This is a genomic window from Micromonospora sp. NPDC005203, from assembly GCF_042872705.1.
GTDB lineage: Bacteria > Actinomycetota > Actinomycetes > Mycobacteriales > Micromonosporaceae > Micromonospora.
In genome coordinates this window covers 179483-200019 of the sequence record NZ_JBIAKV010000005.1, presented here as the reverse complement: position 1 = coordinate 200019, position 20537 = coordinate 179483, and the positions used below count along the sequence as shown (strand labels likewise).

The window sequence follows — 20537 nt, the reverse complement described above, 5'->3', positions numbered from 1 at the left end:
CGCCGCGCCGGTCAGCCGATGGCCATGTCCACGAACCGCGACAGGTGCAACTGCGCCGCGACGGTCACGGTGTCAGTTGGTCCATTCCGATGCTTGGCGATAATGAAATCCGCCTCGCCCGCCCGCGGCGACTCCTTGTCGTAGTAGTCGTCGCGGTGCAGAAGGATAACAACGTCGGCATCTTGTTCGATTGAGTTGTGGGTGGCGATGCCGTTGGCGATGAAGTTGTGCTTCTCGAGCACAGTCGCGTCGAACACCTCCTGCTCACCAATCGACTCGATAGACACGATCGAGTCCCAGAAGATGTCGTTGGTGGCGTGCAGGTCCAGGTCGGCCGCATCAAGAACGGTGGCGATCGCCGCCAGTCGGGAGCGGCTGGGCGCGTGCTTCCAGAGGGTGCTGCCGCAGAACTGGGTGCCGATGGCCTTCGCGAACTCACGGTGGGTCATGCCCTGCTCGACCAGGATCTCCTTGACTCTGGTCCACACCTCTCGGGGCACCGTGTCAACGTTGGTGTTGCTCTCCGTCGATTCCAGCGCGGCGAGCAGAGCGGCACAGCCCTCGGACCGCTGCCCGTAGACGCCGATCTCGCGCAGGAACCTCAGCTGGTCATCCCGGCCGGAGATGTCGAGTGTGTACTGAGGGCGGTGCTCCACTACTGGTACGACCCGCAGCCGGGCCGTAATGCCGTACCTGAGGAGCAGTCGAGAGATGTCCTCAAGCATTCGTCGGCTCGTGGACGCGAAGTAGACACGCCCTCCGCGGCCCGCGCTGTTGACGGTCACCGAACCGTCCGTGGCCCAGAGATGCCGCAGGAAGGCGGTGATCTGCTCCTTGGGCAGGCTGAAAACGGTCGAAGGAACAAACTTCTCGTGTGACCTCAGACCGAAGAGGCCCAGGTCGTTCAGCCAAGCCGCGATCGGGTTGCGCCGACCGCGAGCCAGGCGGTAGGGCGCAGGCAGCCGGAGGGTGGTCACCCTCGCAGCCGCATAGTCGTCACGTACGGCAGTGATACCGAAGCGCTTCGCGGCTTCCGCCACAGCCTGCAGGTTCAGCTCATCACAGCTCGCGTATCGAATCGGTTGGCGCCGCACGAACGAGCCGTCGCCCAACAGGTGCGCCAACATGACGACCTCCGCGTCGGCCCACGGGCGGGTGACCATTGGCGGCGGCAGGTGACGTGGTGTGGCAAGGCGATCCCCGGGCGACAGCTCACCGAGCGGCACCCACCCGGTGAACGCGAGAAAGGGGTGGTTGGCTGTGGCATCGATCTGTTTACCCGATGCGAGGGTCAGCCGGAACACCTCGCGGCTGCCGCTCGGGTAGACGTGGGTCATCGTGCGTGGCGTGTACCGAAGGCTCTCGTCCAACGCCCAGACGGGGATGTCTTTAGCGTTGTTTGACAACAACTCACCGAGCGTGATTTCGGTATTGTTATCCGCGCGAACCACCCGAGTCTCGGCCGTGAGGCAGCCTGATTCCCGCAAATCGGACAACTGGGGTCGCTTGTCGGTACGTTGCTCGGGGCCACGGTTCAGCTGGCTGACCGCGATCACCGGGCACTCGACCTCCTTGGCCAGCAGCTTCAGGCCACGGGACAGGTCGGCGACCTCCTGCTGGCGGCTCTCGGTGCGCTTCGGCGAGGTCATCAGCTGGAGATAGTCGACCACGATCATCTTGAGATCGTGCCGCTGCTTCAACCGCCGGGCCTTGGCCCGGATCTCCATCAGGTTCATGCTCGGCGTGTCGTCGACGAAGAGCGGCGCCTCGCTGATCTCACCCATGCACCGGGCCAGCTTGGTCCAGTCGTCGTCGGAGAGCTGGCCACTGCGCAGCACGTGCAGCGGGACCCGTGCCTCGGCGGAGAGCAGTCGCATGACGATCTCGACCTTGCTCATTTCCAGCGAAAAGATCGCGGCAGCCTGGTTAGCACGAATAGCAGCATGTCGGGCAAAGTCCATGCTGGCGGTGCTGTTGTGAGTAGGAATCATCGCCCGGCTGGCCAGGTACAGATGGTCGTCGTTGTCGACGGTCACGCACCGCACCGGAACGCTGGGGACCGGTCGGACGTCGACGATGAACCGCGAGGCGCTTCGAACATCGGAGGTGGTACGGCGGCGGTCGGCGTGTGCGTCCTGCTTGCGCCTGAGCCGGAAGATGACATCCGGGGTGGAGAAGTTCAACGTGTACGCGATCGACGACTCGCGGGTGCGGCCGCGCACGGGCTTCATGTTGACGGTGCAGCGGTAGCCGAGGCTGACGATGAGTTCGCGTACGTCGTCAGCCAGCCGCTTCGAGGTCGACGTGTACTGCAAGTTGCCGGAGGGGGCGACGGTCCCATCGGTGTCCATCAGCCCGGCGAGCAACGCCCTGCGCTGAGCCTGCGAGGCGCGCAGATAGACGCCCGGGATGTGCTTGTTCCCCGCTACCCCGACCTGACGCAGGAGGCCGAGGAGGGAACCGCTCCGGTGACGGCAGTCGCCACACTTCCTGGTCGCGGAATTCTCCCGCAACGCCCTGGTGGAAACGCCGCAGTCCACGCAGACACCGTTCCCCGGAGCAGCGGACGTGGGCTGCGGCAGGATGGTGTAGACCATCGGCCCGCTGGGCCGCACGACGAAGCCGTCCGCCTCGACGTGCGTGACCATCTCCGGATCTGCCGTGGTGAAGCGGCTGGCGTCGCTGTGCCCAGCACCGAGCCACGTCCCCAAGGTATAGGGCGGGACCAGCAGCTCACGGTCCGGGAGTTGGATAGGAGCGCAGTTCCGTACGGCATGGTTGAGCCGCCGCTGGGCGGTGTCGGTACGCAGCGTGGCTGCTATCTCGGCAGTGGTGACGACGCCGTCGTGGTTGGCCCGGCTGCCGGCATTGACCTCCCGCTCGGCTCGTGCAAGGAGCGCGCCCAGGAGTGGACCAGCCGGATAGCCGGGCGCAGTCCAGTTCTGCGGCTTGCCGTTGCGAACGATGGGACGACTGATCCGACCGACCAATCCGACCTCACGGGCGACAGTGTGCAGGGCATGCCGAAACTCGGGGCCGACCTGTTCAATCGTGTCGAACAGAGTGATCGGCTGATTCCGCAGGGAGCTCAGCCGCTCGTGTGCCGCACGAACGTTGGTCAGCGCCGACTCGGGCCAGTGCCGGCTTTGCCGCGCCGGCCCCTGCCTCCGACTGGCCCGACTGGTCGTCTTCCACAGGTGTTCCGCGTCGGCCACGATGACCGTGCCGTCGGAGAACTCCACCTCGTAGCAGGGGCGGTCGTGCATAACGTCGAATGCGTGGGTGACCGTGGTGGGTCTGCCGTCCGCCGCCAGAAGTTGATCGCCGGCCTTGACCTCGCCCATGGTGGTCCAGCCATCCGGGGTCGGCAGTGGGGTGTCGAGCGCGAGCGCCTTGCCCAAACCCGGCCTGCCGGCCACGATGATCAATTGGCCGGCGTGCAGGCCGTTGAGCAGTCGGTCCAGGTCGCTGAAGCCGGTGGGGACGCCGGTCATCATGCCGCCGGTCGCGCCCACCGCCTCGATCTCGTCAAGCGTCGGCTGCAACATGTCGGCCAGGATCGCGAAGTCCTCGCTGACCCGCCGTTCGGTGACGTCGTAGACGGCCTGCTGGGCGAGGTCCACGACGTCGTCGACGTCACGGCTGCCGCCGCTGGCGGTGCCGTAGCCCAGCTGCACGATCTTGGTGCCGGCTTCGACCAACCGGCGCAGCACAGCGCGTTCGCTGACGATGCGCGCGTAGTAGGCCGCGTTCGCGGCGGTCGGCACGCTGGCGATGAGGGTGTGCAGGTAGGGCGCGCCGCCGATGCGTACCAGGTCGCCGGAGTCGGCGAGCGCCGCCGCGACCGTGATCGAGTCGGCCGGCTCACCCCGGCCGTAGATGTCGAGGATGATGTCGAAGATGGTGGCGTGCACCGGCCGGTAGAAGTCGTTGGTCTTGAGGATCTCGACGACGTCGGCGATGGCGTCCTTGGAGAGCAGCATGCCGCCGAGGACGCACTGCTCCGCGGCGACGTCCTGGGGTGGAGTCTTGTCGAACTGACCGTCGCGCGGCGCGGATGCCTGGCCGCCGCCGGATCGTGACTCCGCCCGCCTGTCGTCGGTGACCGACACGGGTCCCCCTCCAGTGCGTCGGATCTGATCCCAGCTCTACCGCCGGGGTCTGACACTTCCGTCCGACCGGGCCGGTCGATCGGGGGCCATCGCGCCGGCGGTCGGGGGCCAACCATACGGACCCCGAGGTCAGAGACTCAACAACGTCGGTGGACGAGCCTCGGGACAACCTGTGGATGCCGGGGGACATGATGTGCGCAGGGTGTGCACAGCCTGTGGATAACCATTGGGGAATTCTTGGCCGTAGGCCGCTGACCTGCTGGAACATACTCCCCAGCCTGTGGAGGAGAATATTTCGGTCGGGCCTGTGACACGATCGTCCCGTACTATCTCCAGCGAACGGCTACACCTGGACAGCGGATTCAGCTTTCGGTTCAGAAGGGTCACACTCCGGCCGTGAGTTACCGGGACTGGGGACGCGGGGAGGGCAGCCCGCGCGAGCGCCAGCCGACCGCCTCGTGGGGTGAGCGCGCGGCGTCTCTTCCGGTTGATCCCTACGACGAGGACGGTCGCTACCGCACCTCCAGTCGCCGGCGCGCACTGGACCGCGGCCAGGACGAGCCCGTCGACGCCTACCTGCCCCGATGGGCTCTGGAGTCGGGTGTCCGGCACGCTGACGGCGGCGGTCGCCACGCGGCACCGGACGAGGATGAGGCCGAGCCCGTAAGCGAGGCCGAGCGGCCGATTTCCGGTGCCGGCCGGCGGTCCATCGAGTCGTCGGGCAGTCGTCGGCGGGGCAGCGAGACGAGTTGGCGGGAGCAGGCGGCGATCGGCGCGGCTCCGGAGTCGGACCACACCCGGGAGTGGACGCTCGACCGTCCGCAGGATCAGGGGTACGCGGGCCGCCGACGCGCGAACGCCGGGGAGGACGAGCCGGTTTCCGGTTCTTTCCCGGACCGCCGTCCCCGCCGCGCGCCGGCTGGCCGCCCGCAGGTGATCTGGTCGGGCGGGGAGTTGGAGTCCGCTCCGAGCAAGCCGGTGCCGGATCCGGAGGCGACCCGACCCACCCGGCGCAGCCGTCGCGCGGCGGAGGAGTCATGGTCCCGGCCGGCGGCCGACCCGTGGGCACGGGGGTCGGATCGGGTGGTCGAGCCGGAGCCGTCGTACCCGCCCGCGGTGGATCCGTGGGACGCCTCGGGGGTGCACGCGTGGCCGCCCGGTGCCGGTGCTGGGGGCACGGATCTGAGCGAGCAGTGGTCGGCGGTGGAGAGCGTCGGTGGTTGGGAGCGGTCCGACCGCACCGGTCAGTGGGAGCGGTCCGTCGTCGAGGACGACAGTTGGGACCAAACGCTGCCGCCGCGCTCCGACCGGGCTGCCGAGGCAGAGGGTTGGCCGGCCCGGGACGACAGCTTCTGGCCTGGCACCCGGCTGGCCGGCGATGACCCCCGCTGGACTGATCCGCTGCCGTCTGCGCCCCGCTCGCCGGTGGTGGGCTACACGGCCCCGAGGCCGCGCAGCGCGGCTGTGCCACCTGTGGGTGCGCCACGGCGTCGGGCGGACCGGCCGGCGGCCGGGGCGGCGTCGGTGCGTCGGCGGGTCGAGTCGGCGGCAACGGGCGCGTGGGCTCGCCGCTTGGAGGACGACCTGCTCGACCCGGATCCGGGTGGGCCGTTCCGGCCGATGCTGTACACGGCGGCCTGTTACCTGACACCGGCCGTGCTGATCTTCGTGTGGCTGTTGACGTTGGACAGTCAGGCGCCGGCTGGTTGTGTGACCGACATCAGCGGGGGCGGGTGTGACTCACCTCGGTCCCGTGCGTTGGAGTCGCTGCTCGCCGGCTCACCGCGTTTCGGGTTGGCGCTGGTGAGCAGTCTGGTGGTGGCGGCGCTGCTGCGTCGGGTGGGCACGACGTGGCGTTCGGCGACCATCGCGTTGGCCGCGGCGGTGGTGGGCGGTGGCCTGTCCACGGTGCTGATCAGCGTGGTGACCGGTCAACCGATCGGGTGAGCGGCTGAGAGTCGGGACCGGGTGTCGCGCGGGGAGACAGCACCTGAGCGTGGGGCGGACGACGTACGCACGAGGGCCCGCACCGATCGCTCGGTGCGGGCCCTCGTGGTGGTGTCGCGGACGTCAGCCCTGAAGGACGTTCAGGTTGAACGACGCGGTCACGTCGGGGTGCAGCTTGATCTTCACCGGGTAGGTGCCGGTCGACTTGATGTGACCGGACACCTCCAGCCGGCGACGGTCGAGGACCGGGCCGCTGGCCGCCTTGACGGCGTCGACGATCTCGGCCGGAGTGACCGAGCCGAAGAGCCGCCCGCCGTCGCCGGCGCGGACCTTCAGGTTGACCTTGAGACCCTCGAGCTGAGCCTTGACCTCGTTGGCGTGGTCGAGGTCGCGGATCTCGCGGGCCCCACGGGCCCGCTTGATAACCGTGACCTGCTTTTCCGCGCCCTTGGTCCAGGCGATCGCGAAGCCCTGCGGCAGCAGGTAGTTACGGCCGTAGCCGTCCTTGACCTCGACGACGTCGCCCGGGGCACCGAGGCCGGACACTTCCTGAGTCAGGATGATCTTCATATCGGTGCCTCCTCTCAGCGGGTAGTGGCCGTGTACGGCAGGAGCGCCATCTCACGGGCGTTCTTGACCGCACGGGCGATCTGCCGCTGCTGCTGCGAGGTCACGCCGGTCACCCGTCGAGCGCGAATCTTGCCGCGATCAGAGATGAACTTGCGCAGCAGCGCGGTGTCCTTGTAATCGATGTAGGCGATCCCGTCCTTGTCGAGCGGGTTCACCTTCTTCTTTGGCTTGCGCAGTGCCGCAGCCTTGGCCGTTGCACGTGCTCCTGGTTTGCGATCGCGAGCGCTAGGCGCCATTAGAACGGTGGCTCCTCGTCAAAATTGGCGCCCGAACCGGCACGCGCGGGAGAAGGAGCAGCCGAAGCCCAGGGGTCGTCGAAGTTGCCTCCGCCGCCACCCTGGTTGCCACCGCCACCGCCGCCACCGAAGCCGCCGCCACCGCCGCCGGAGCGGGACATCTTCTGCACCTTCGCCGTGGCGTAGCGCAGCGACGGGCCGATCTCGTCGACCTCAAGCTCGATGACAGTGCGCTTCTCACCCTCGCGGGTCTCGTACGACCGCTGACGCAGCCGGCCCGACACGATCACCCGAGCGCCACGCTGCAGCGACTCGGCGACGTGCTCGGCGGCCTGCCGCCACACGGTGCATGCGAGGAACAGCGGCTCGCCGTCCTTCCATTCGTTCGACGCCTTGTCCATGAAACGGGGCGTCGAAGCGACTCGGAACTTGGCGACCGCAGCCCCGGAGGGGGTGAACCGCAACTCGGGGTCATCGGTCAGATTGCCGATGACCGTGATGGTGGTGTCTCCTGCCATGACCATCTCCTCGCGCACTCAGCGTCTCGTCGTACAGGCTCGCAGAGCCGTACGACAGAGTCGCGGAGGCTGATCCGGACGAACCGGGGTTGGATGCTCTAGCGCATTTCCGGTCGGATGACCTTGGTGCGCAGCACGGACTCGTTGAGCCGGAGCTGACGGTCCAGCTCGGCCACCGCAGCAGGCGTGGCCTGCAGGTCGATGACGGCGTAGATGCCTTCGGCCTTTTTGTTGATCTCGTACGCGAGGCGCCTGCGGCCCCACACGTCGGTCTTCTCAACCGAGCCACCCGCGGTCCGAATCACGTTCAGGTACGTGTCGAGCGACGGTGCGACGGTGCGCTCCTCGAGGCTGGAATCGAGGATGACCATTAGTTCGTAGTGACGCAAGACGTGCTCACCTCCTGTGGGCTAAGCGGCCACGGTCCTTCCGTGGCAGGAGGTCTTGTGTCGTTGCCCGCACGCGCCGAGGGAACCCGGCCGGACGCGGACAACCTGACCAGGATACCCGGTCCGAACGATCATGCCCGGGGAGGTCGGGTCGGGCATCCGGACATGCCGACGGGGGTCCACCGTCCGACCGTGCACCGGTCGGTGGTGGACCCCCGTCCTACGAGGCCGCGGGGCGTCCCGTCCGCATTCCTTGGGTGGGACCTGGGGAGGAACGACCACACCGATGAGGTTGGACCGGAGACGCCCCGCGGAGCTTTATCGTGTTGTTATCTGACGATACAACAGCACTCGTACCTTGTTGGAGGAAAAAGCACAAATATCCGAGATACTTCATCGGTCGGAATCTGCCGGACGAGGGGGCCGCCCCCGCCGCGCCGGGCCGCGTGGCGGAGGCAACCTCGCTGTCGGCCGTCGACCCCGTCGCCGTACGCGGCGCTCGCGCCGCCTGCTGACCGGGCAGTGGTCGCCGGTTCAATCCCATCAACGACCGTCGGTCCGAGCGGTGACGTCGACGGCGCACGACACCGCCCCGACCGTCGCGGCGGCGGCGGTCGGGGTCGCGACGTAGGCTCGCTCGCATGCGTATCGGAGCCCACGTCGATTCGACCGACCCGCTGGCGGAGGCGGCTGCCCGGTCCGCCGACACCGTGCAGTTCTTCCTCGCCGACCCGCAGGGGTGGAAGGCGCCCAAGCCTCGGGAAGACGCCGAGCGGCTGCGCGCGGCCGAGGTCGACCTCTACGTGCACGCGCCGTACGTCATCAACGTGGCGACCCTCAACAACCGCATCCGGATTCCGAGCCGGAAGCTGCTGCTCGGGCACGCCAACGCCGCGGCCGCGATCGGCGCCAGGGGCCTGATCGTCCACGGCGGGCACGTCAACGCCGGGGACGACCTGGCCGTCGGCTTCGACAACTGGCGCAAGACCTTCGCGTACGCCGCCGACTCCGGCGGCTTCGGCGTGCCGGTCCTGATCGAGAACACCGCCGGGGGCGACAACGCGTGCGCCCGACGACTGGACGCACTCGCCCGACTCTGGGACGCCATCGGTGATCACGAGGTCGGCTTCTGCCTGGACACCTGCCACGCGTACGCGGGCGGCGAGGAGCTGCTCGGGCTCGTCGACCGGGTCAAGGCGATCACCGGACGGATCGACCTGGTCCACGCCAACAACTCCAAGGGCGCGTTCAACTCCGGCCAGGACCGGCACGACAACCTGGGCGGCGGAACGATCGACCCGGAACTGGTGGTGGCGGTGATTCGGGCGGCCGGGGCGCCGGTGGTCGTCGAGACACCGGGAGGCGTGGCCGGTCAGGCCGCCGACATCGACTTCCTTCGTCAGCAGCTCGGGACGGAGAGCCGGGCAGCATGACGACCGGACAGCCCGGGACCGGTAAGGCCCAGCCCGCCGCCGCTGGCCCCGATGCCGGGAAGCAGCCCTCCGCCGCGTCCACGACGGGCAGCCCGACCCGGCCGACCGGCACCTCCGACGCCGACAGGGCTCCCGTCTCCACCACGGCTGCGACGACCGCGGACGGCTCCGGGCGACCCCCGCGCTCGACCGACGGTGCGAAGCCCGCACCGGCGACGAACGGCAGGCCCACGGGTGCCAGCGCCGCCACCGAACCCGGTCCCGCGAAGGCCGACACGACCACGACCGGCGGTACGGGCAGAGCCAGCGACGCGGCCGAAGCCAGCAGTACGGCCCCGAACGTCACCGGCACGGACGCGCCGAAGCGGGGCTGGATCAGCCGCCTGACCAAGCGCGGCACAGCGGCCAAGGGAAAAAGCGCCAAGGGCGGTGACGCCAAGGGCGGTGACGCCAAGGGCGGTGACCCGGTAAAGGCCGACGACGCCAAGGTCGACGCGGTCAAGGCCGACGACGCCAAGGTCGACGCGGTCAAGGTCGGTGACGCCAAGGTCGACGCGGTCAAGGTCGGTGACGCCAAGGTCGACGCGGTCAAGGGCGGTGACCCGGTCAAGGACGGCGAAACGAAGGACGGTGCGACCAAGACCGGCGGTACGGCCAAGAGTGGCAGGGCGGGCGACGCCGACGGTCCGGCACAGGCCGATGGCAGGACGAAGCCGGCCGACCCGGATCGTTGGGAGGCGTTCGCCTCGGCTCCGGAGCCGAAGCCGTCCGTCCTCACCCGATCCAGCCGGGCCGTCGGCCGGTTCCTGATCCACGAGTGGACGCTGGCCGCCCTCGGCGCGCTGGCACTGGCCGTGCTGATGACCTGGCCGACGCTGCGCTACCCGCGCTACACCCTCCCGCAGGACTACTGGGACCCGAGCCTGCAGGCTTGGCAGATGGCCTGGTCCGGGCACATCCTGCTGACCGACCCGGCGCACCTGTGGCAGTCCAACACGTTCTTCCCCGAGCTGTGGAGCTTCGCGTTCTCCGACACACTGCTCGGGTACGCCCCGGCCGGGATGCTCGGCAGCGGCCCCGCGGACGCGATCCTGCGCTACAACATCATGTTCGTGCTGGCGCACGCGCTCGCCACGTTCGGGGCGTACGCCCTGGCTCGGCAGCTCGGCGCCGGTCGGATCGGTGCCGCCGTCGCCGGTGTCACCTACACCTACGCGCCGTGGTTGCTGTCCCAGGCCGGGCACCTGCACGTGCTCTCCAACGGCGGGATTCCGCTGGCGCTGGCGATGCTGGCGCGCGGGCACGGTTGGTCACTGCGGCACGGTTACCGACCCGAGCAGCGGCACGACGGGTGGATCTACGCTGGCTGGCTGGTGGCGGCCTGGCAACTCAGCCTCGGCTTCGGCATCGGGCTGCCGTTCGCGTACTTCCTCGGCGGCACGGTGCTCGTCGCCGTCGTCCTCTTCTTCGTGCGGCGGCTGCGCACCCGCCAGGCCGTGCCCTTCGGTCGCCGGTTGATCGTCGCGAACGTGCTCGGTGGGGTGTTGTTCGCCGGTGTGGGTGTGCTCCTGGCGTTCCCGTTCTTCCGGGTCACCAAGCTGCACCCGTACGCCGAGCGCACCATCGACGACGTCAGCATCTTCTCGCCACCGGCGTCGGGTTTCCTGACAGCGCCGGCAGAGTCGCGGATCTGGGGTGGACTGCACGAGGGTGCCCGTGCGGCGCTGCCGTGGCACCCGGAGATGACCCTGTTGCCGGGCTACGTGCTCTACGCGCTCGCCCTGGGTGGGCTGTTCTTCTCGGTCTGGCGGCTACGGCACCGACTACTGCTGCTCGCCGGGGTGCTGGTGACGATGGCCTTCGCGATGGGCACCCGTTTCTTCGACGGCACCTTCACCTACGTGCCGCTCTTCGAGCACGTGCCGGGCTGGAGTGCGCTGCGTACCCCTGGTCGGTTGATGTTGTGGACCACGTTGCTGCTGGGTCTGCTCGCGGCGGGAGCGGTCACCGCGCTCACCGACCGGGTGCGCGAGCTGACCGCGCAGCGGATCCCGTCGTGGCCGGGGCCGTGGCTGCGGATGGCCACGCTGCTGCCGCTGCTGCTGGTGACCGTCGAGGGCCTGAACAGCACCCCGCATCCGGTGGTGCCGACCCAGCCGGCCGCGCTGCGTTCGGCCGAGGGACCCCTGCTGGTGCTGCCCAGCAGCCAGAACCTGGACCAGCACGTGATGCTCTGGTCGACCAGCGGGTTCCCCGATGTGGTCAACGGCGGCAGCGGCTTCACACCCCGTCAGCTTGACGACGTCCGTCGGGTGAGCCAGTCGTTCCCCAACCAGACAAGCGTCGACTACCTACGCACGCTCGGCGTCCGGACGGTGGTGCTGCTGCGCGACCAGGTGCCCGGCACGCCGTGGGAGATCACCATCGACGCGCCTGTCGAGTCGCTCGGCATCACCCGCCAGGAAGTCGGGGACTCGGTCGTCTACCGGCTCTGACGCGGGTGCGGGGGATCACCCGGTCGGGGCGGGCTCGGGTTCGTTTGTCGTTGGGCGGCGGCGCCAGCGGTCCAGCCACGGCGCATCCGCTGCGCCGTCGAGGACGCCGCCGTCCGGGTCGTCCGGGTAGGTGGCCCGCACCACGTCCCGCTCGGGGTGCAGGATCTCCTTGATGACAAACACGCAGAGCACCACCACGGTGGTCAGCCGCAACGTCGAGGCCAGCACGAACACCCCCTCCGGGAAGACCGGGCGGCTGGTCGCCGCGCCGAGCAGCTCACCGTAGAAGGCGACGAAGTAGCAGACCTCGGCCACCTGCCAGGCCAGGAAGGCTCCCCACTTGGGTCGGGCCAGCACCACCAGCGGCAGGAGCCACAGCACGAACTGCTGCGACCAGACCTTGCTGAAGATGAGGAACGCCGCGACCACCAGGAAGGCGAGCTGACCCAGCCGCGGTCGGCGCGGCGCCCGCAACGCCAGCACGGCCACCCCGAGGCAGGCCAACCCGAACAGCGCGTACGAGAGGGTGTTGAGGGTGGGGATGTTGGCGTTCAGCCACTCGAACGGGCCGAGTTGGCCGGGGTCGTTGCCGACCTTGCCGTCCAGGTAGCGCCCGATGTACCAGAGGGTGCCCCAGTCGATTGGCCGGGTGGTGTTCAGCTCGAAGAACCGGTCCCAGTTGTCCGGGTAGGCCCGTGCGGCGGGCAGGTTCACCAGCACCACGGCGGCGACCGCCGTACCGGTGGCGGTGAGGGCGGCCCGGAGCCGGTCGGCCCGCAGCGCGAGAACGAGGATCGGCCCGAGCAGGAACAACGGCCACAGCTTCGCCGCGCCGGCCAGCCCGAGTAGTACGCCAGCGAGCGCGGGTCGTTTTCGGGCCCAGGCCAGCAGGCCGAAGGCGGCCAGCCCGATGGCCAGCAGGTCCCAGTTGACGGTGGCGGTGAGCACCAGCGCCGGGGCGAGTGCGAACAGCGCGGCGTCCCAGGGTCGTCTGCGGCGCAGCGCCAGGAGCACCGCCACCGTGGCCACCGCCAGCGCACCCAGCACCAGCGCGTTGAGGTTGTAGAACCACTGGCCCTGGTTGATGCTCGGGTCGCCGGCACCGACGGCGTGCACCGGCAGGCCCAGCGCACCCATGAAGTAGCCGGTCAGCACCGGGTACTCCACCGGGTGGTCACGGTAGGGCACCTTGCCCTCGTTGAGCCCTTCGGCGTAGTACAGGGCGAGGACGTCGGTGTAGCAGAACCGGGTGTACTGGACGTTGTTCTGCCAGGCACCGTCCTGGCAGGGCGACTTCTGCACCCAGTGCAGCGCGAGGGTGAGGCAGGCCAGGGCCAGCACGATCCGGACGGCGGTCCAGAAGCGACGCTCCTGGCCGGCCGGCCGGTCCAGCGCGGTCGCGTGGTCGCCCAGTGGGCCGCCGATGGCGCCGGAGAGGCCGCGGACGAACCCGTCGGATCGGGACGGGTGGTCGGTGGTTCCGGCGTCGTCGATGCCGGGCGTCGACTGGGTGCTCATGAGAAGGCATCCTGCCGTATGAGCGGGGTAGTCGTCCCGTCCCGACGCGGAGAGATCTGGGTACGGAAACGCCGCCGCCGGCCGAACAGATCGTCCGGCCGGCGGCGGCGTCGTGCGAAGTTGCGGGTCAGTCCCGGTTCGGTGGTACGCCGGGCAGCAGCCCACCGCCGCCACCGCCTGGTCCACCGGGCCCGCCTGGTCCACCGGGCCCGCCTGGCCCACCGGGATTACCGCCCGGGTTACCACCAGGATTGCCACCCGGGTTACCGCCGGGGACCGTGCAGAACGGGTCGGTCAGCGGATCGCAGCCGGGTTGACCCGGGAGACCGGGCAGACCCGGAGTGGGGGGCGGCGGCTCCTTGCCGTTGCCCTTCGTGACGTCACCCTCGCCGGTGACGCCGGGCAGGGGGATCTCCTCCAGGCCCTTGAGGGCGGCGTTCATGTACTTCTCCCAGATCGGACCGGGGAGCTTCGAACCACCGATGTCGTCGCCGTTGGCGAGCCGGATCTCCGGCTTCTTCGGGTCCCGGCTGCCCACCCACACCGCGGTGGCGTTCTGCGGGGTGTAGCCGACCGTCCAGGCGTGCGAGTTGTCGTCCTTGTCGTACTCCCAGGTGCCGGTCTTGGCGGCGGCCTGGCGGCCGTCCTCCAGCGAGATGTCGTTGGGGCGCGGGATCTGCTTCAGGACACCTGTCACCTCGTCGGTGACCTTCTTGGGGATCCGCTGCTCCGGCTTGATGCGCTCGCTGCCGACCACCTTCCACTTGCCGGTGTCCGTGTCCTGCTGCTCGACCTTGATGACGAAGTGGGCCTTGATGTACTTACCGTCGTTGGCGAACGTCGCCATGGCGTTGGCGTGGTCGAACACGGTGATCGGGTACTTGCCGAAACCGGTGTAGTTGTCGAACGGGTTCGGCCCCTTCTTCGACAGGTCGAAGGCCTGCGGCGGGTCGACGCCCCACATGGTGGTCACGCCGGCCTTGTGGGCCATGTCGACCACCTTCTCGACGCCGAGTGTCTTGGTGACCCAGTAGAAGGGCACGTTGTACGACTGGACCGTCGACTCTTCGAGGGTGCAGTACTTGCCGCACTTGAGGTTGGTGCGGCCGGCGTTGCCGATCGCGACAGCGGAGCCCTCGGGCTTGTACGGCGTGGGGTCCCAGTGCGACTTGACCGAGATGCCGGCCTCGATGGCGGCGGCCAGGGTGTACACCTTCATCGACGAGCCCGGCTGGTGGCCACCGGTCAGGTCGCCGTTCTTGTCGGTGTTCTTGCCGGCGTAGTCGAAGTCGGCGCCGCTGTCACCGCCGTAGTAGGCGAGCACGCGACCCTTCGACGGGTCGATCGACACCACCGCCGCCATCAGGTTCTTCGGCTGCTCGTTGAGCAACGAACCCTTCTTCGACTGCATCGCCGTGTTCTCGGCGGCGGCCTGCAGCTTCGGGTCGATGGTGGTGGTGATCCGGTAGCCGCCGTCGCGCAGCGCGTCCACGCAGCTCGTCTTGCCCTCCGCGCCGCTGTCGGAGCAGAGGCCCATCGCGTCCATCTCTTCGCGGACGTAGTTGATGACGTTGCCCCGTGGGCTGTCGACACCGAACCCGTTGCCGCCCTTCTTCGGCGGCAGCACCTTCGGGTACGCGGTCGGCGACGCGGGCTCCCCCGGGGCGTCCACCCAGCCTTCCTTCTTCATGCCGGCGATCACGTAGTCCCACCGTGACTTGGCGTCGGGCGGGTTGACCGCGGGGTCGAAGCCCTTGTGGGTGCTGCTCGCCACCGGCTGCTTGATGACCGCCGCGAGCACCGCACCCTCACCCACGGACAGGTCCTTCGCCGCCTTGCCGAAGTACGTCTGTGCCGCGGCCTCGATGCCGTAGGCACCGCGTCCGAAGTAGATGACGTTGAGGTAGTGCTGCATGATCTCCGGCTTGTCGTACTCCTCGCTCAGCTTGGAGGCGAGGATGGCCTCCTTCACCTTGCGGCCGTACGAGTCGTCCTGGAGGTTCTCGAACGCGTTGCGGGCGTACTGCTGGGTGATGGTCGAGGCACCCTGCTTGTCGCCACCGGTGATGTTGTTCCATCCGGCCCGGACGATGCCCTTGTAGTCGACGCCGGAGTGCCGGTAGAAGTTGCGGTCCTCGGCGGCAGCCACCGCGTGCTGCACGTGCACGGGGATCTGGTTGATGGTGACGAAGGTGCGGTTCTCGCTGCCCAGCTTGGCCAACTGGGTCTTGCCGTCCTTGGCGTACACCGTGGTGGACAGCGGCAGCGGCAACTCGTTGGGCATGACCACGTTCGTCGAGTAGTAGGTGAACCCGACCACGCCGACACCGGCCAGCATGATGAAGATCGCGACACCGGCGATCAGCAGGTTCATCCGCTTGCGCTTCTTCGAGCGCGCCGCGCCCGCGCCGCCCGCACCACGACCGCCCCGACCCGGGCCGTTGGGTCCACCGGGACCGTTGGGTCCACCCGGCCCACCTGGTCCACCGGAGACCGGAGAGACGCTCGCCCGGGCGACCGCGGCCCGGCCACCCACCGACGCGGAGCCGACGCTGGCTCGACCCGCCGGGGCGGTACCGACAGAGGCGGCACCGACCACCGCCCGACCCGCCGGCGCTCCGGGTGCCGGGGACACCGGCACCGAGGCCCGTCCGGCGCCGGCACGTCCGGCAGCCGCGCCAGGTCCGGGCGGCACCGGCACAGAGGCGCGTCCCGGTGCCGGCGACACCGGCACGGAGGCACGTCCTGGTCGGCCCGGGACCGCCGAGGCGGATCCGGCCGCCGCGCCACCCCGCGGCACCGACGCCGATCCGCCCACCGTGGCCCGCCCGCCGGCGGCCGGCGGCGTCACCGAGGCGCGAGCCGGTGCTGCCGCTCCGCCCCCCGAAGCCGACCAGCCACCTCCGCTGGGGTCACCGCCGGGCCGGCGGTACGCGTCGTCCGCGCCCGGGCCGGGGTCGCCCGCCGGGGCCGGGTACTGGGCCCGGCCGCGCGCAGAACTGGGATCGCCGTACGAGTTCATTCCTCACACCCTGCCGGTCGCGGTGGGGCGCGACTGCGCCGCCACCGGGTTGCCGTGAGTTGCTTCACCCGGGACGACGGCACGGGGGTGCCGCCTCGCCGAGGTCAATGCCGTATCAATCGGGCCAATCGGACCAACGAGCGGTCGGCCGTCCCGGGTTTCGTCGATGGCCCCGGGGCCGGTCCAACCTGCTGCGATCACCGTTGCGCCTCTCGCCTCCGCCGACCCGCACCTTCGGCCGCCGCGACACTCTGCTCGCCGGCACCGTCGCTGTCGCCGGTCAGACCATCTCGGCCGAGCAGGTACTGCTCGACGAGATGGTTCCAGTCGCAGCCGAGGCACACCTCCACCACGAAGACCTGAAACTCACGCAGTGTCATCGCCAACACGGGCAACTCGGTGAGTGTCCGTGCCTGCCCGGCGGACTGCTTGAGCTCGTCACCATAAATGTAGTGGACGAGGGTCAGGTTTTCACTCCGGCAGATCGGGCAGCGCCGGTCCGTCGGCTCTCCGTGGAACCGGGCTGCGTTCTTCAGGTACGGCGACGCGTCGCAGACGTCGTACGTGCCGACCCGGCCGGCCAGGAGCTCACGCAGCACTGCTCGCTTCTGAAGCGAGTAGTCGACGACCTGGCGCTGCGTACGCATGCGAAGAAGGGTACGCGGTCCGGCCCAAGCAGGCGACCATGCTCACGATCCGTGACGACAGGGTCTCGGATCAGGGGTTTGCCCTGGCCGGCGCAACCCGCTAACGTGCGATGTATCGGTCCGATACATCGCGGCGGTTACCGCTCCACGCCGGAGGGGAAAGAGAGGGTGGCAAGTGCTCGAGTTCGCCATCCTCGGCCTCCTGCAGGAGTCTCCGATGCACGGCTATGAGCTGCGCAAGGAGCTGACCGCCAAACTCGGCGCGATCCGGGCGGCGATCAGCTACGGCTCGCTCTACCCGACCCTACGCAGGCTCCAGGCGGCGGGTTGGATCACCGAAGCTGCTGAGACACCCGCCACTGCCGAGGAGGTTCCCGCGCTGACCAGCCGACGAGGTCGGGTGGTTTACAAAATCACCGCGGACGGCAAGGAACGCTTCGCTCAGCTGATCGCACAGGCCGGACCCGAGACGTACGACGACACGGGCTTCGGGGTGCACTTCGCGTTCTTTGCCCGGACCGACCAGGCGACCCGACTGCGCATTTTGGAGGGTCGCCGCCGCAAGATCGAGGAGCGTCGCGAAGGGCTTCGTGACGTGCTGGGCCGGGCAGCCGAGCGCCTCGACGCTTACACCTTGGAATTACAGCGCCACGGCCTTGACGCCTGTGAGCGCGAGGTCCGCTGGCTGGAGGAGCTCATCGCCAACGAGCGCTCCGGCCGAGCCCCGACGGTCCCGCACATCGGGACGGCCGGTGGCCGACGAGAAGACAACAGCCCGCCTCCGCCTGGAGAGACCAGGAATGAGCGGCCGTGACAGAAAAGAAGGAGGCAGACGCTATGGGCTCCGTCCGCGTCGCCATCGTCGGTGTGGGTAACTGCGCCTCGTCCCTGGTTCAGGGCGTCGAGTACTACCGGAACGCCAACCCGAACGACCGCGTCCCGGGTCTCATGCACGTCGCCTTCGGCGACTACCACGTCAACTCCGTGGAGTTCGTCGCGGCGTTCGACGTGGACGCCAAGAAGGTGGGCATGGACCTCTCGGAGGCGATCGTCGCCAGCGAGAACAACACCATCAAGCTCTGCGACGTGCCGCCGACCGGCGTGTCCGTGCTGCGTGGCCCGACCTTTGACGGTCTGGGTGAGTACTACCGCGAGATCGTCGAGGAGTCCGACGCCACCCCCGTCGACGTGGCGCAGGCGCTGCGCGACGCGCAGGTCGACGTCGTCGTCTGCTACCTGCCGGTCGGCTCCGAGCAGGCCGCCAAGTTCTACGCGCAGGCCGCGATCGACGCCGGCTGCGCGTTCGTCAACGCCCTGCCGGTCTTCATCGCCTCCAACCCGGAGTGGGCCCAGAAGTTCACCGACGCGGGCCTGCCGATCGTCGGTGACGACATCAAGAGCCAGGTCGGCGCCACCATCGTGCACCGCGCCCTCGCGAAGCTCTTCGAGGACCGCGGCGTCGAGCTGCTGCGCACGTACCAGCTCAACTTCGGCGGCAACATGGACTTCATGAACATGCTGGAGCGCAAGCGGCTGGTCTCGAAGAAGATCTCGAAGACCCAGTCGGTCACCTCGCAGATCCCGCACGAGATGAGCAAGAGCGACGTGCACATCGGCCCGTCGGACCACGTGCCGTGGCTGGACGACCGCAAGTGGGCGTACATCCGCCTGGAGGGCCGCTCGTTCGGTGACACCCCCCTCATGGCCGAGCTCAAGCTCGAGGTGTGGGACTCTCCGAACTCGGCCGGCGTCATCATCGACGCGGTCCGGGCCGCGAAGATCGCGCTGGACCGGAAGATCGGCGGCCCGATCCTGTCGGCCTCGTCGTACTTCATGAAGTCCCCGCCCGTGCAGTACGCCGACCACGACGCCCACCAGGCCGTCGAGGAGTTCATCGCCGGCGAGGTCGAGCGCTGACCCGCTGAGCAGCAAGTACGGCCGAGGGCCGGGTCCGTCGGGACCCGGCCCTCGCCGCGTTCGATGCCTCGCTCTGCGGTACGGCGGTCGAACTACACCCCGCTCGGCCTGTTCTTCATGGCCCGCGCCATCCGCGCCGCCTTGCGGTCGGCCCCCGGCGCGGCGCTGCGTCCCGTCGCGTTGACGGAGTTTGGCAGGAACTCCGTTTCGACCCAGCCGTAACCGACGACGAACGCCGTGACGTCGAGGACGACGTGTGTGGTCTGGAGCGCGTAGATGGAGATGGCGTCGGCGTCGTACCCGATGCCCGACATGAACGCGTTCGAGTAGACCCCGTTGGCCTCGTGGTTCAACGACGCGAAGCTCGGCGGACGCGGGGTGCCGTACGGGAAGATCTGCAGGAAGCCCGCACCGACCGCGGACGTCGCGGTCACGATGCCGAAGAGCGCGTCGCCGGCATGCACGAAGTCATCCAGCGCGACGTGAATCGTCTGGCCGCTCCGCAGGCGGCCGGCCGAATCCAGGGTGGTCGCCGAGGCATTCGTGATCCGGCCGCGCCGACCCGCCTCACGGGTGTCGATGACCCGCTGCGGCAGGACCGGCACGATCTGGTTCGAGTTGCCGGTGGTGAACACGTAGTCCGGGATGGAGGTGTTGCCGTCCCGGAAGGAAATCACCTGGAAGTTGCCGTACTGGTCCACGCCCATCGAGCCGATCGGCGCTTGTTCACTCAGAAAGTCACCGCTGGGGGTCAGCACGAGCGGCGGGCCGGCGAACTCGACGTCGCCGCTCGTCGTGAGGTTCGTGTTCTGCAACCGCAGGGTCGGCCCGTTCGCCGGGTTGACCAGCGCGGTGGTACCACCGCCGTTGACCACGTTGTTGGCGGCCTGGATCACCGGCTGACCCGGGTCGGCCTGAGCCTGGCCGGCGACTGCGGCACCGACCACTGTGGTGCCGGCGACGCCGGCGGCCACGGTGCCCGCGCGGCGCAGCAGCTGCCGCCGGCCGACGGTTTTGTCCTGGTTTTCGGTCATGGGTACCCCCGCGAAGATGGAAATGACGCCCGATCATGACCGTTCCATTGACGTACCGGCATCAACCGGTCGGCCGATAGTCAGGATCCGACCCGCGACACCGTGGGCCGATCGCCCGCGGCCGTTCAGGACCAGGCGTGGCGCAGGGCGACCACGGCCTCCAACTCCAGCAGTTTGACCTTGCGCGGCAGCCCTCCACCGAAGCCGACCAGCTTGCCGCCCGCGCCGACGATCCGATGACACGGCACGATCACCGGCACCGGGTTGCGGTTGCAGGCCACGCCCACCGCCCGGGCCGCCCCGGGATCGCCGACCCGCCGCGCCACCTCGCCGTAGGTAAGCGTCTCGCCGTACGGGATGCGCGTCATCTCCCGCCACACGGCCCGCTCGAAGACCGAGCCGCGCGGCGTCGACACCGGAACGGTGAACGCGGTCAGCTCGCCGGCGAAATAGGCCCGCAGCTCGGCGACGGCCTGCCGGGACAGCAGGTCGTCGGGTTCCTCGGTGGCTGCCTCGACCCGGCCGAAATGGGTGCCGCAGACGCTCGTGTCATCGGTGGCGACGCAGAACTCACCGATCGGTGAGGCGAGCACGGTCCAACGCATCGCCCCATTCTCCCCGACCCGGACGACACCGGGT

At 69.0% G+C, this 20537-nt stretch carries 16 protein-coding genes; 6 read left to right on the top strand and 10 right to left on the bottom strand.

Features of this window, described 5'->3' with window-relative positions:
* Window positions 1–11: 11 nt before the first annotated feature.
* Window positions 12–3983: a replicative DNA helicase gene (locus tag ACFYPM_RS14555; protein WP_387196419.1), complete on the bottom strand. Its 3972-nt coding sequence runs from the start codon at window positions 3981–3983 to the stop codon at window positions 12–14.
* Window positions 3984–4508: 525 nt separating this feature from the next.
* Here ACFYPM_RS14555 and ACFYPM_RS14550 point away from each other — a divergent pair.
* Window positions 4509–6059, top strand: coding sequence for a hypothetical protein (locus ACFYPM_RS14550; protein ID WP_387195894.1), 1551 nt, complete (start codon window positions 4509–4511; stop codon window positions 6057–6059).
* A gap of 123 nt (window positions 6060–6182) precedes the next feature.
* Here ACFYPM_RS14550 and rplI read toward each other — a convergent pair whose 3' ends face one another.
* The 4 genes from rplI to rpsF form a co-directional block, all read right to left on the bottom strand.
* Entirely contained in the window at window positions 6183–6629 is a 447-nt protein-coding gene (gene rplI / locus ACFYPM_RS14545) for a 50S ribosomal protein L9 (protein WP_387195891.1), read from the bottom strand.
* Between the two features lie 14 nt (window positions 6630–6643).
* On the bottom strand, window positions 6644–6925 hold the full coding sequence (rpsR, locus tag ACFYPM_RS14540; RefSeq protein ID WP_051723758.1) for a 30S ribosomal protein S18: 282 nt from the start codon (window positions 6923–6925) through the stop codon (window positions 6644–6646).
* Window positions 6925–7461: a single-stranded DNA-binding protein gene (locus tag ACFYPM_RS14535; RefSeq protein WP_181518404.1), complete on the bottom strand. Its 537-nt coding sequence runs from the start codon at window positions 7459–7461 to the stop codon at window positions 6925–6927. Before ACFYPM_RS14535 ends, rpsR begins: the two co-directional genes overlap by 1 nt.
* Window positions 7462–7541: 80 nt before the next feature.
* Window positions 7542–7832 (bottom strand): 30S ribosomal protein S6, encoded by a 291-nt coding sequence (rpsF, locus tag ACFYPM_RS14530; RefSeq protein WP_036391391.1) that lies wholly within the window; start codon window positions 7830–7832, stop codon window positions 7542–7544.
* 641 nt (window positions 7833–8473) lie between these two features.
* On the opposite strand from rpsF, the gene ACFYPM_RS14525 reads away from it, so the two are divergent.
* Together ACFYPM_RS14525 and ACFYPM_RS14520 are read left to right on the top strand one after the other, a co-directional pair.
* Complete coding sequence (locus tag ACFYPM_RS14525) at window positions 8474–9265, top strand: deoxyribonuclease IV (protein WP_387195888.1); 792 nt, start codon at window positions 8474–8476, stop codon at window positions 9263–9265.
* Window positions 9262–11760: a hypothetical protein gene (locus ACFYPM_RS14520; protein ID WP_387195885.1), complete on the top strand. Its 2499-nt coding sequence runs from the start codon at window positions 9262–9264 to the stop codon at window positions 11758–11760. The genes ACFYPM_RS14525 and ACFYPM_RS14520 overlap by 4 nt, the downstream gene beginning before the upstream one ends.
* A 15-nt stretch (window positions 11761–11775) precedes the next feature.
* On the opposite strand, the gene ACFYPM_RS14515 is transcribed toward ACFYPM_RS14520, so the two are convergent.
* Entirely contained in the window at window positions 11776–13278 is a 1503-nt protein-coding gene (locus ACFYPM_RS14515) for a glycosyltransferase family 87 protein (RefSeq protein ID WP_387195882.1), read from the bottom strand.
* 127 nt (window positions 13279–13405) lie between these two features.
* Window positions 13406–15652, bottom strand: coding sequence for a transglycosylase domain-containing protein (locus ACFYPM_RS14510; RefSeq protein ID WP_387195879.1), 2247 nt, complete (start codon window positions 15650–15652; stop codon window positions 13406–13408).
* Here ACFYPM_RS14510 and ACFYPM_RS14505 point away from each other — a divergent pair.
* Window positions 15615–16358, top strand: coding sequence for a hypothetical protein (locus tag ACFYPM_RS14505; RefSeq protein WP_387195876.1), 744 nt, complete (start codon window positions 15615–15617; stop codon window positions 16356–16358). The two genes, ACFYPM_RS14510 and ACFYPM_RS14505, sit on opposite strands and share 38 nt — an antisense overlap.
* A gap of 139 nt (window positions 16359–16497) precedes the next feature.
* On the opposite strand, the gene ACFYPM_RS14500 is transcribed toward ACFYPM_RS14505, so the two are convergent.
* Window positions 16498–16947, bottom strand: a complete 450-nt coding sequence (locus ACFYPM_RS14500) for a DUF5318 domain-containing protein (protein ID WP_357242934.1) — start codon at window positions 16945–16947, stop codon at window positions 16498–16500.
* A gap of 175 nt (window positions 16948–17122) precedes the next feature.
* Between ACFYPM_RS14500 and ACFYPM_RS14495 the strand changes: the two genes are divergently transcribed.
* Together ACFYPM_RS14495 and ACFYPM_RS14490 are read left to right on the top strand one after the other, a co-directional pair.
* Window positions 17123–17761, top strand: coding sequence for a PadR family transcriptional regulator (locus tag ACFYPM_RS14495; protein WP_387195873.1), 639 nt, complete (start codon window positions 17123–17125; stop codon window positions 17759–17761).
* A gap of 23 nt (window positions 17762–17784) precedes the next feature.
* Complete coding sequence (locus tag ACFYPM_RS14490) at window positions 17785–18864, top strand: inositol-3-phosphate synthase (protein ID WP_387195870.1); 1080 nt, start codon at window positions 17785–17787, stop codon at window positions 18862–18864.
* A 92-nt stretch (window positions 18865–18956) separates the two neighbouring features.
* On the opposite strand, the gene ACFYPM_RS14485 is transcribed toward ACFYPM_RS14490, so the two are convergent.
* Together ACFYPM_RS14485 and ACFYPM_RS14480 are read right to left on the bottom strand one after the other, a co-directional pair.
* Window positions 18957–19898 carry a hypothetical protein gene (locus ACFYPM_RS14485; protein ID WP_387195867.1) on the bottom strand — a complete coding sequence of 314 codons (942 nt, stop codon included), beginning with the start codon at window positions 19896–19898 and terminating at the stop codon, window positions 18957–18959.
* A gap of 125 nt (window positions 19899–20023) precedes the next feature.
* On the bottom strand, window positions 20024–20503 hold the full coding sequence (locus ACFYPM_RS14480; RefSeq protein ID WP_387195864.1) for a methylated-DNA--[protein]-cysteine S-methyltransferase: 480 nt from the start codon (window positions 20501–20503) through the stop codon (window positions 20024–20026).
* Window positions 20504–20537: the final 34 nt, after the last annotated feature.

Excerpts from the sequence above, each read along its gene's own strand:
- rplI (WP_387195891.1), bottom strand. The coding sequence starts at position 6,629 with ATGAAGATCATCCTGACTCAGGAAGTGTCCGGCCTCGGTGCCCCGGGC.
- ACFYPM_RS14500 (WP_357242934.1), bottom strand. The coding sequence starts at position 16,947 with ATGCGTACGCAGCGCCAGGTCGTCGACTACTCGCTTCAGAAGCGAGCA.
- ACFYPM_RS14490 (WP_387195870.1), top strand. The coding sequence starts at position 17,785 with ATGGGCTCCGTCCGCGTCGCCATCGTCGGTGTGGGTAACTGCGCCTCG.
- ACFYPM_RS14505 (WP_387195876.1), top strand. The coding sequence starts at position 15,615 with ATGATGAAGATCGCGACACCGGCGATCAGCAGGTTCATCCGCTTGCGC.
- ACFYPM_RS14485 (WP_387195867.1), bottom strand. The coding sequence starts at position 19,898 with ATGACCGAAAACCAGGACAAAACCGTCGGCCGGCGGCAGCTGCTGCGC.
- ACFYPM_RS14510 (WP_387195879.1), bottom strand. The coding sequence starts at position 15,652 with ATGAACCTGCTGATCGCCGGTGTCGCGATCTTCATCATGCTGGCCGGT.
- rpsR (WP_051723758.1), bottom strand. The coding sequence starts at position 6,925 with ATGGCGCCTAGCGCTCGCGATCGCAAACCAGGAGCACGTGCAACGGCC.
- ACFYPM_RS14480 (WP_387195864.1), bottom strand. The coding sequence starts at position 20,503 with ATGCGTTGGACCGTGCTCGCCTCACCGATCGGTGAGTTCTGCGTCGCC.
- ACFYPM_RS14525 (WP_387195888.1), top strand. The coding sequence starts at position 8,474 with ATGCGTATCGGAGCCCACGTCGATTCGACCGACCCGCTGGCGGAGGCG.
- ACFYPM_RS14520 (WP_387195885.1), top strand. The coding sequence starts at position 9,262 with ATGACGACCGGACAGCCCGGGACCGGTAAGGCCCAGCCCGCCGCCGCT.
- ACFYPM_RS14555 (WP_387196419.1), bottom strand. The coding sequence starts at position 3,983 with ATGCTGCTCTCCAAGGACGCCATCGCCGACGTCGTCGAGATCCTCAAG.
- ACFYPM_RS14515 (WP_387195882.1), bottom strand. The coding sequence starts at position 13,278 with ATGAGCACCCAGTCGACGCCCGGCATCGACGACGCCGGAACCACCGAC.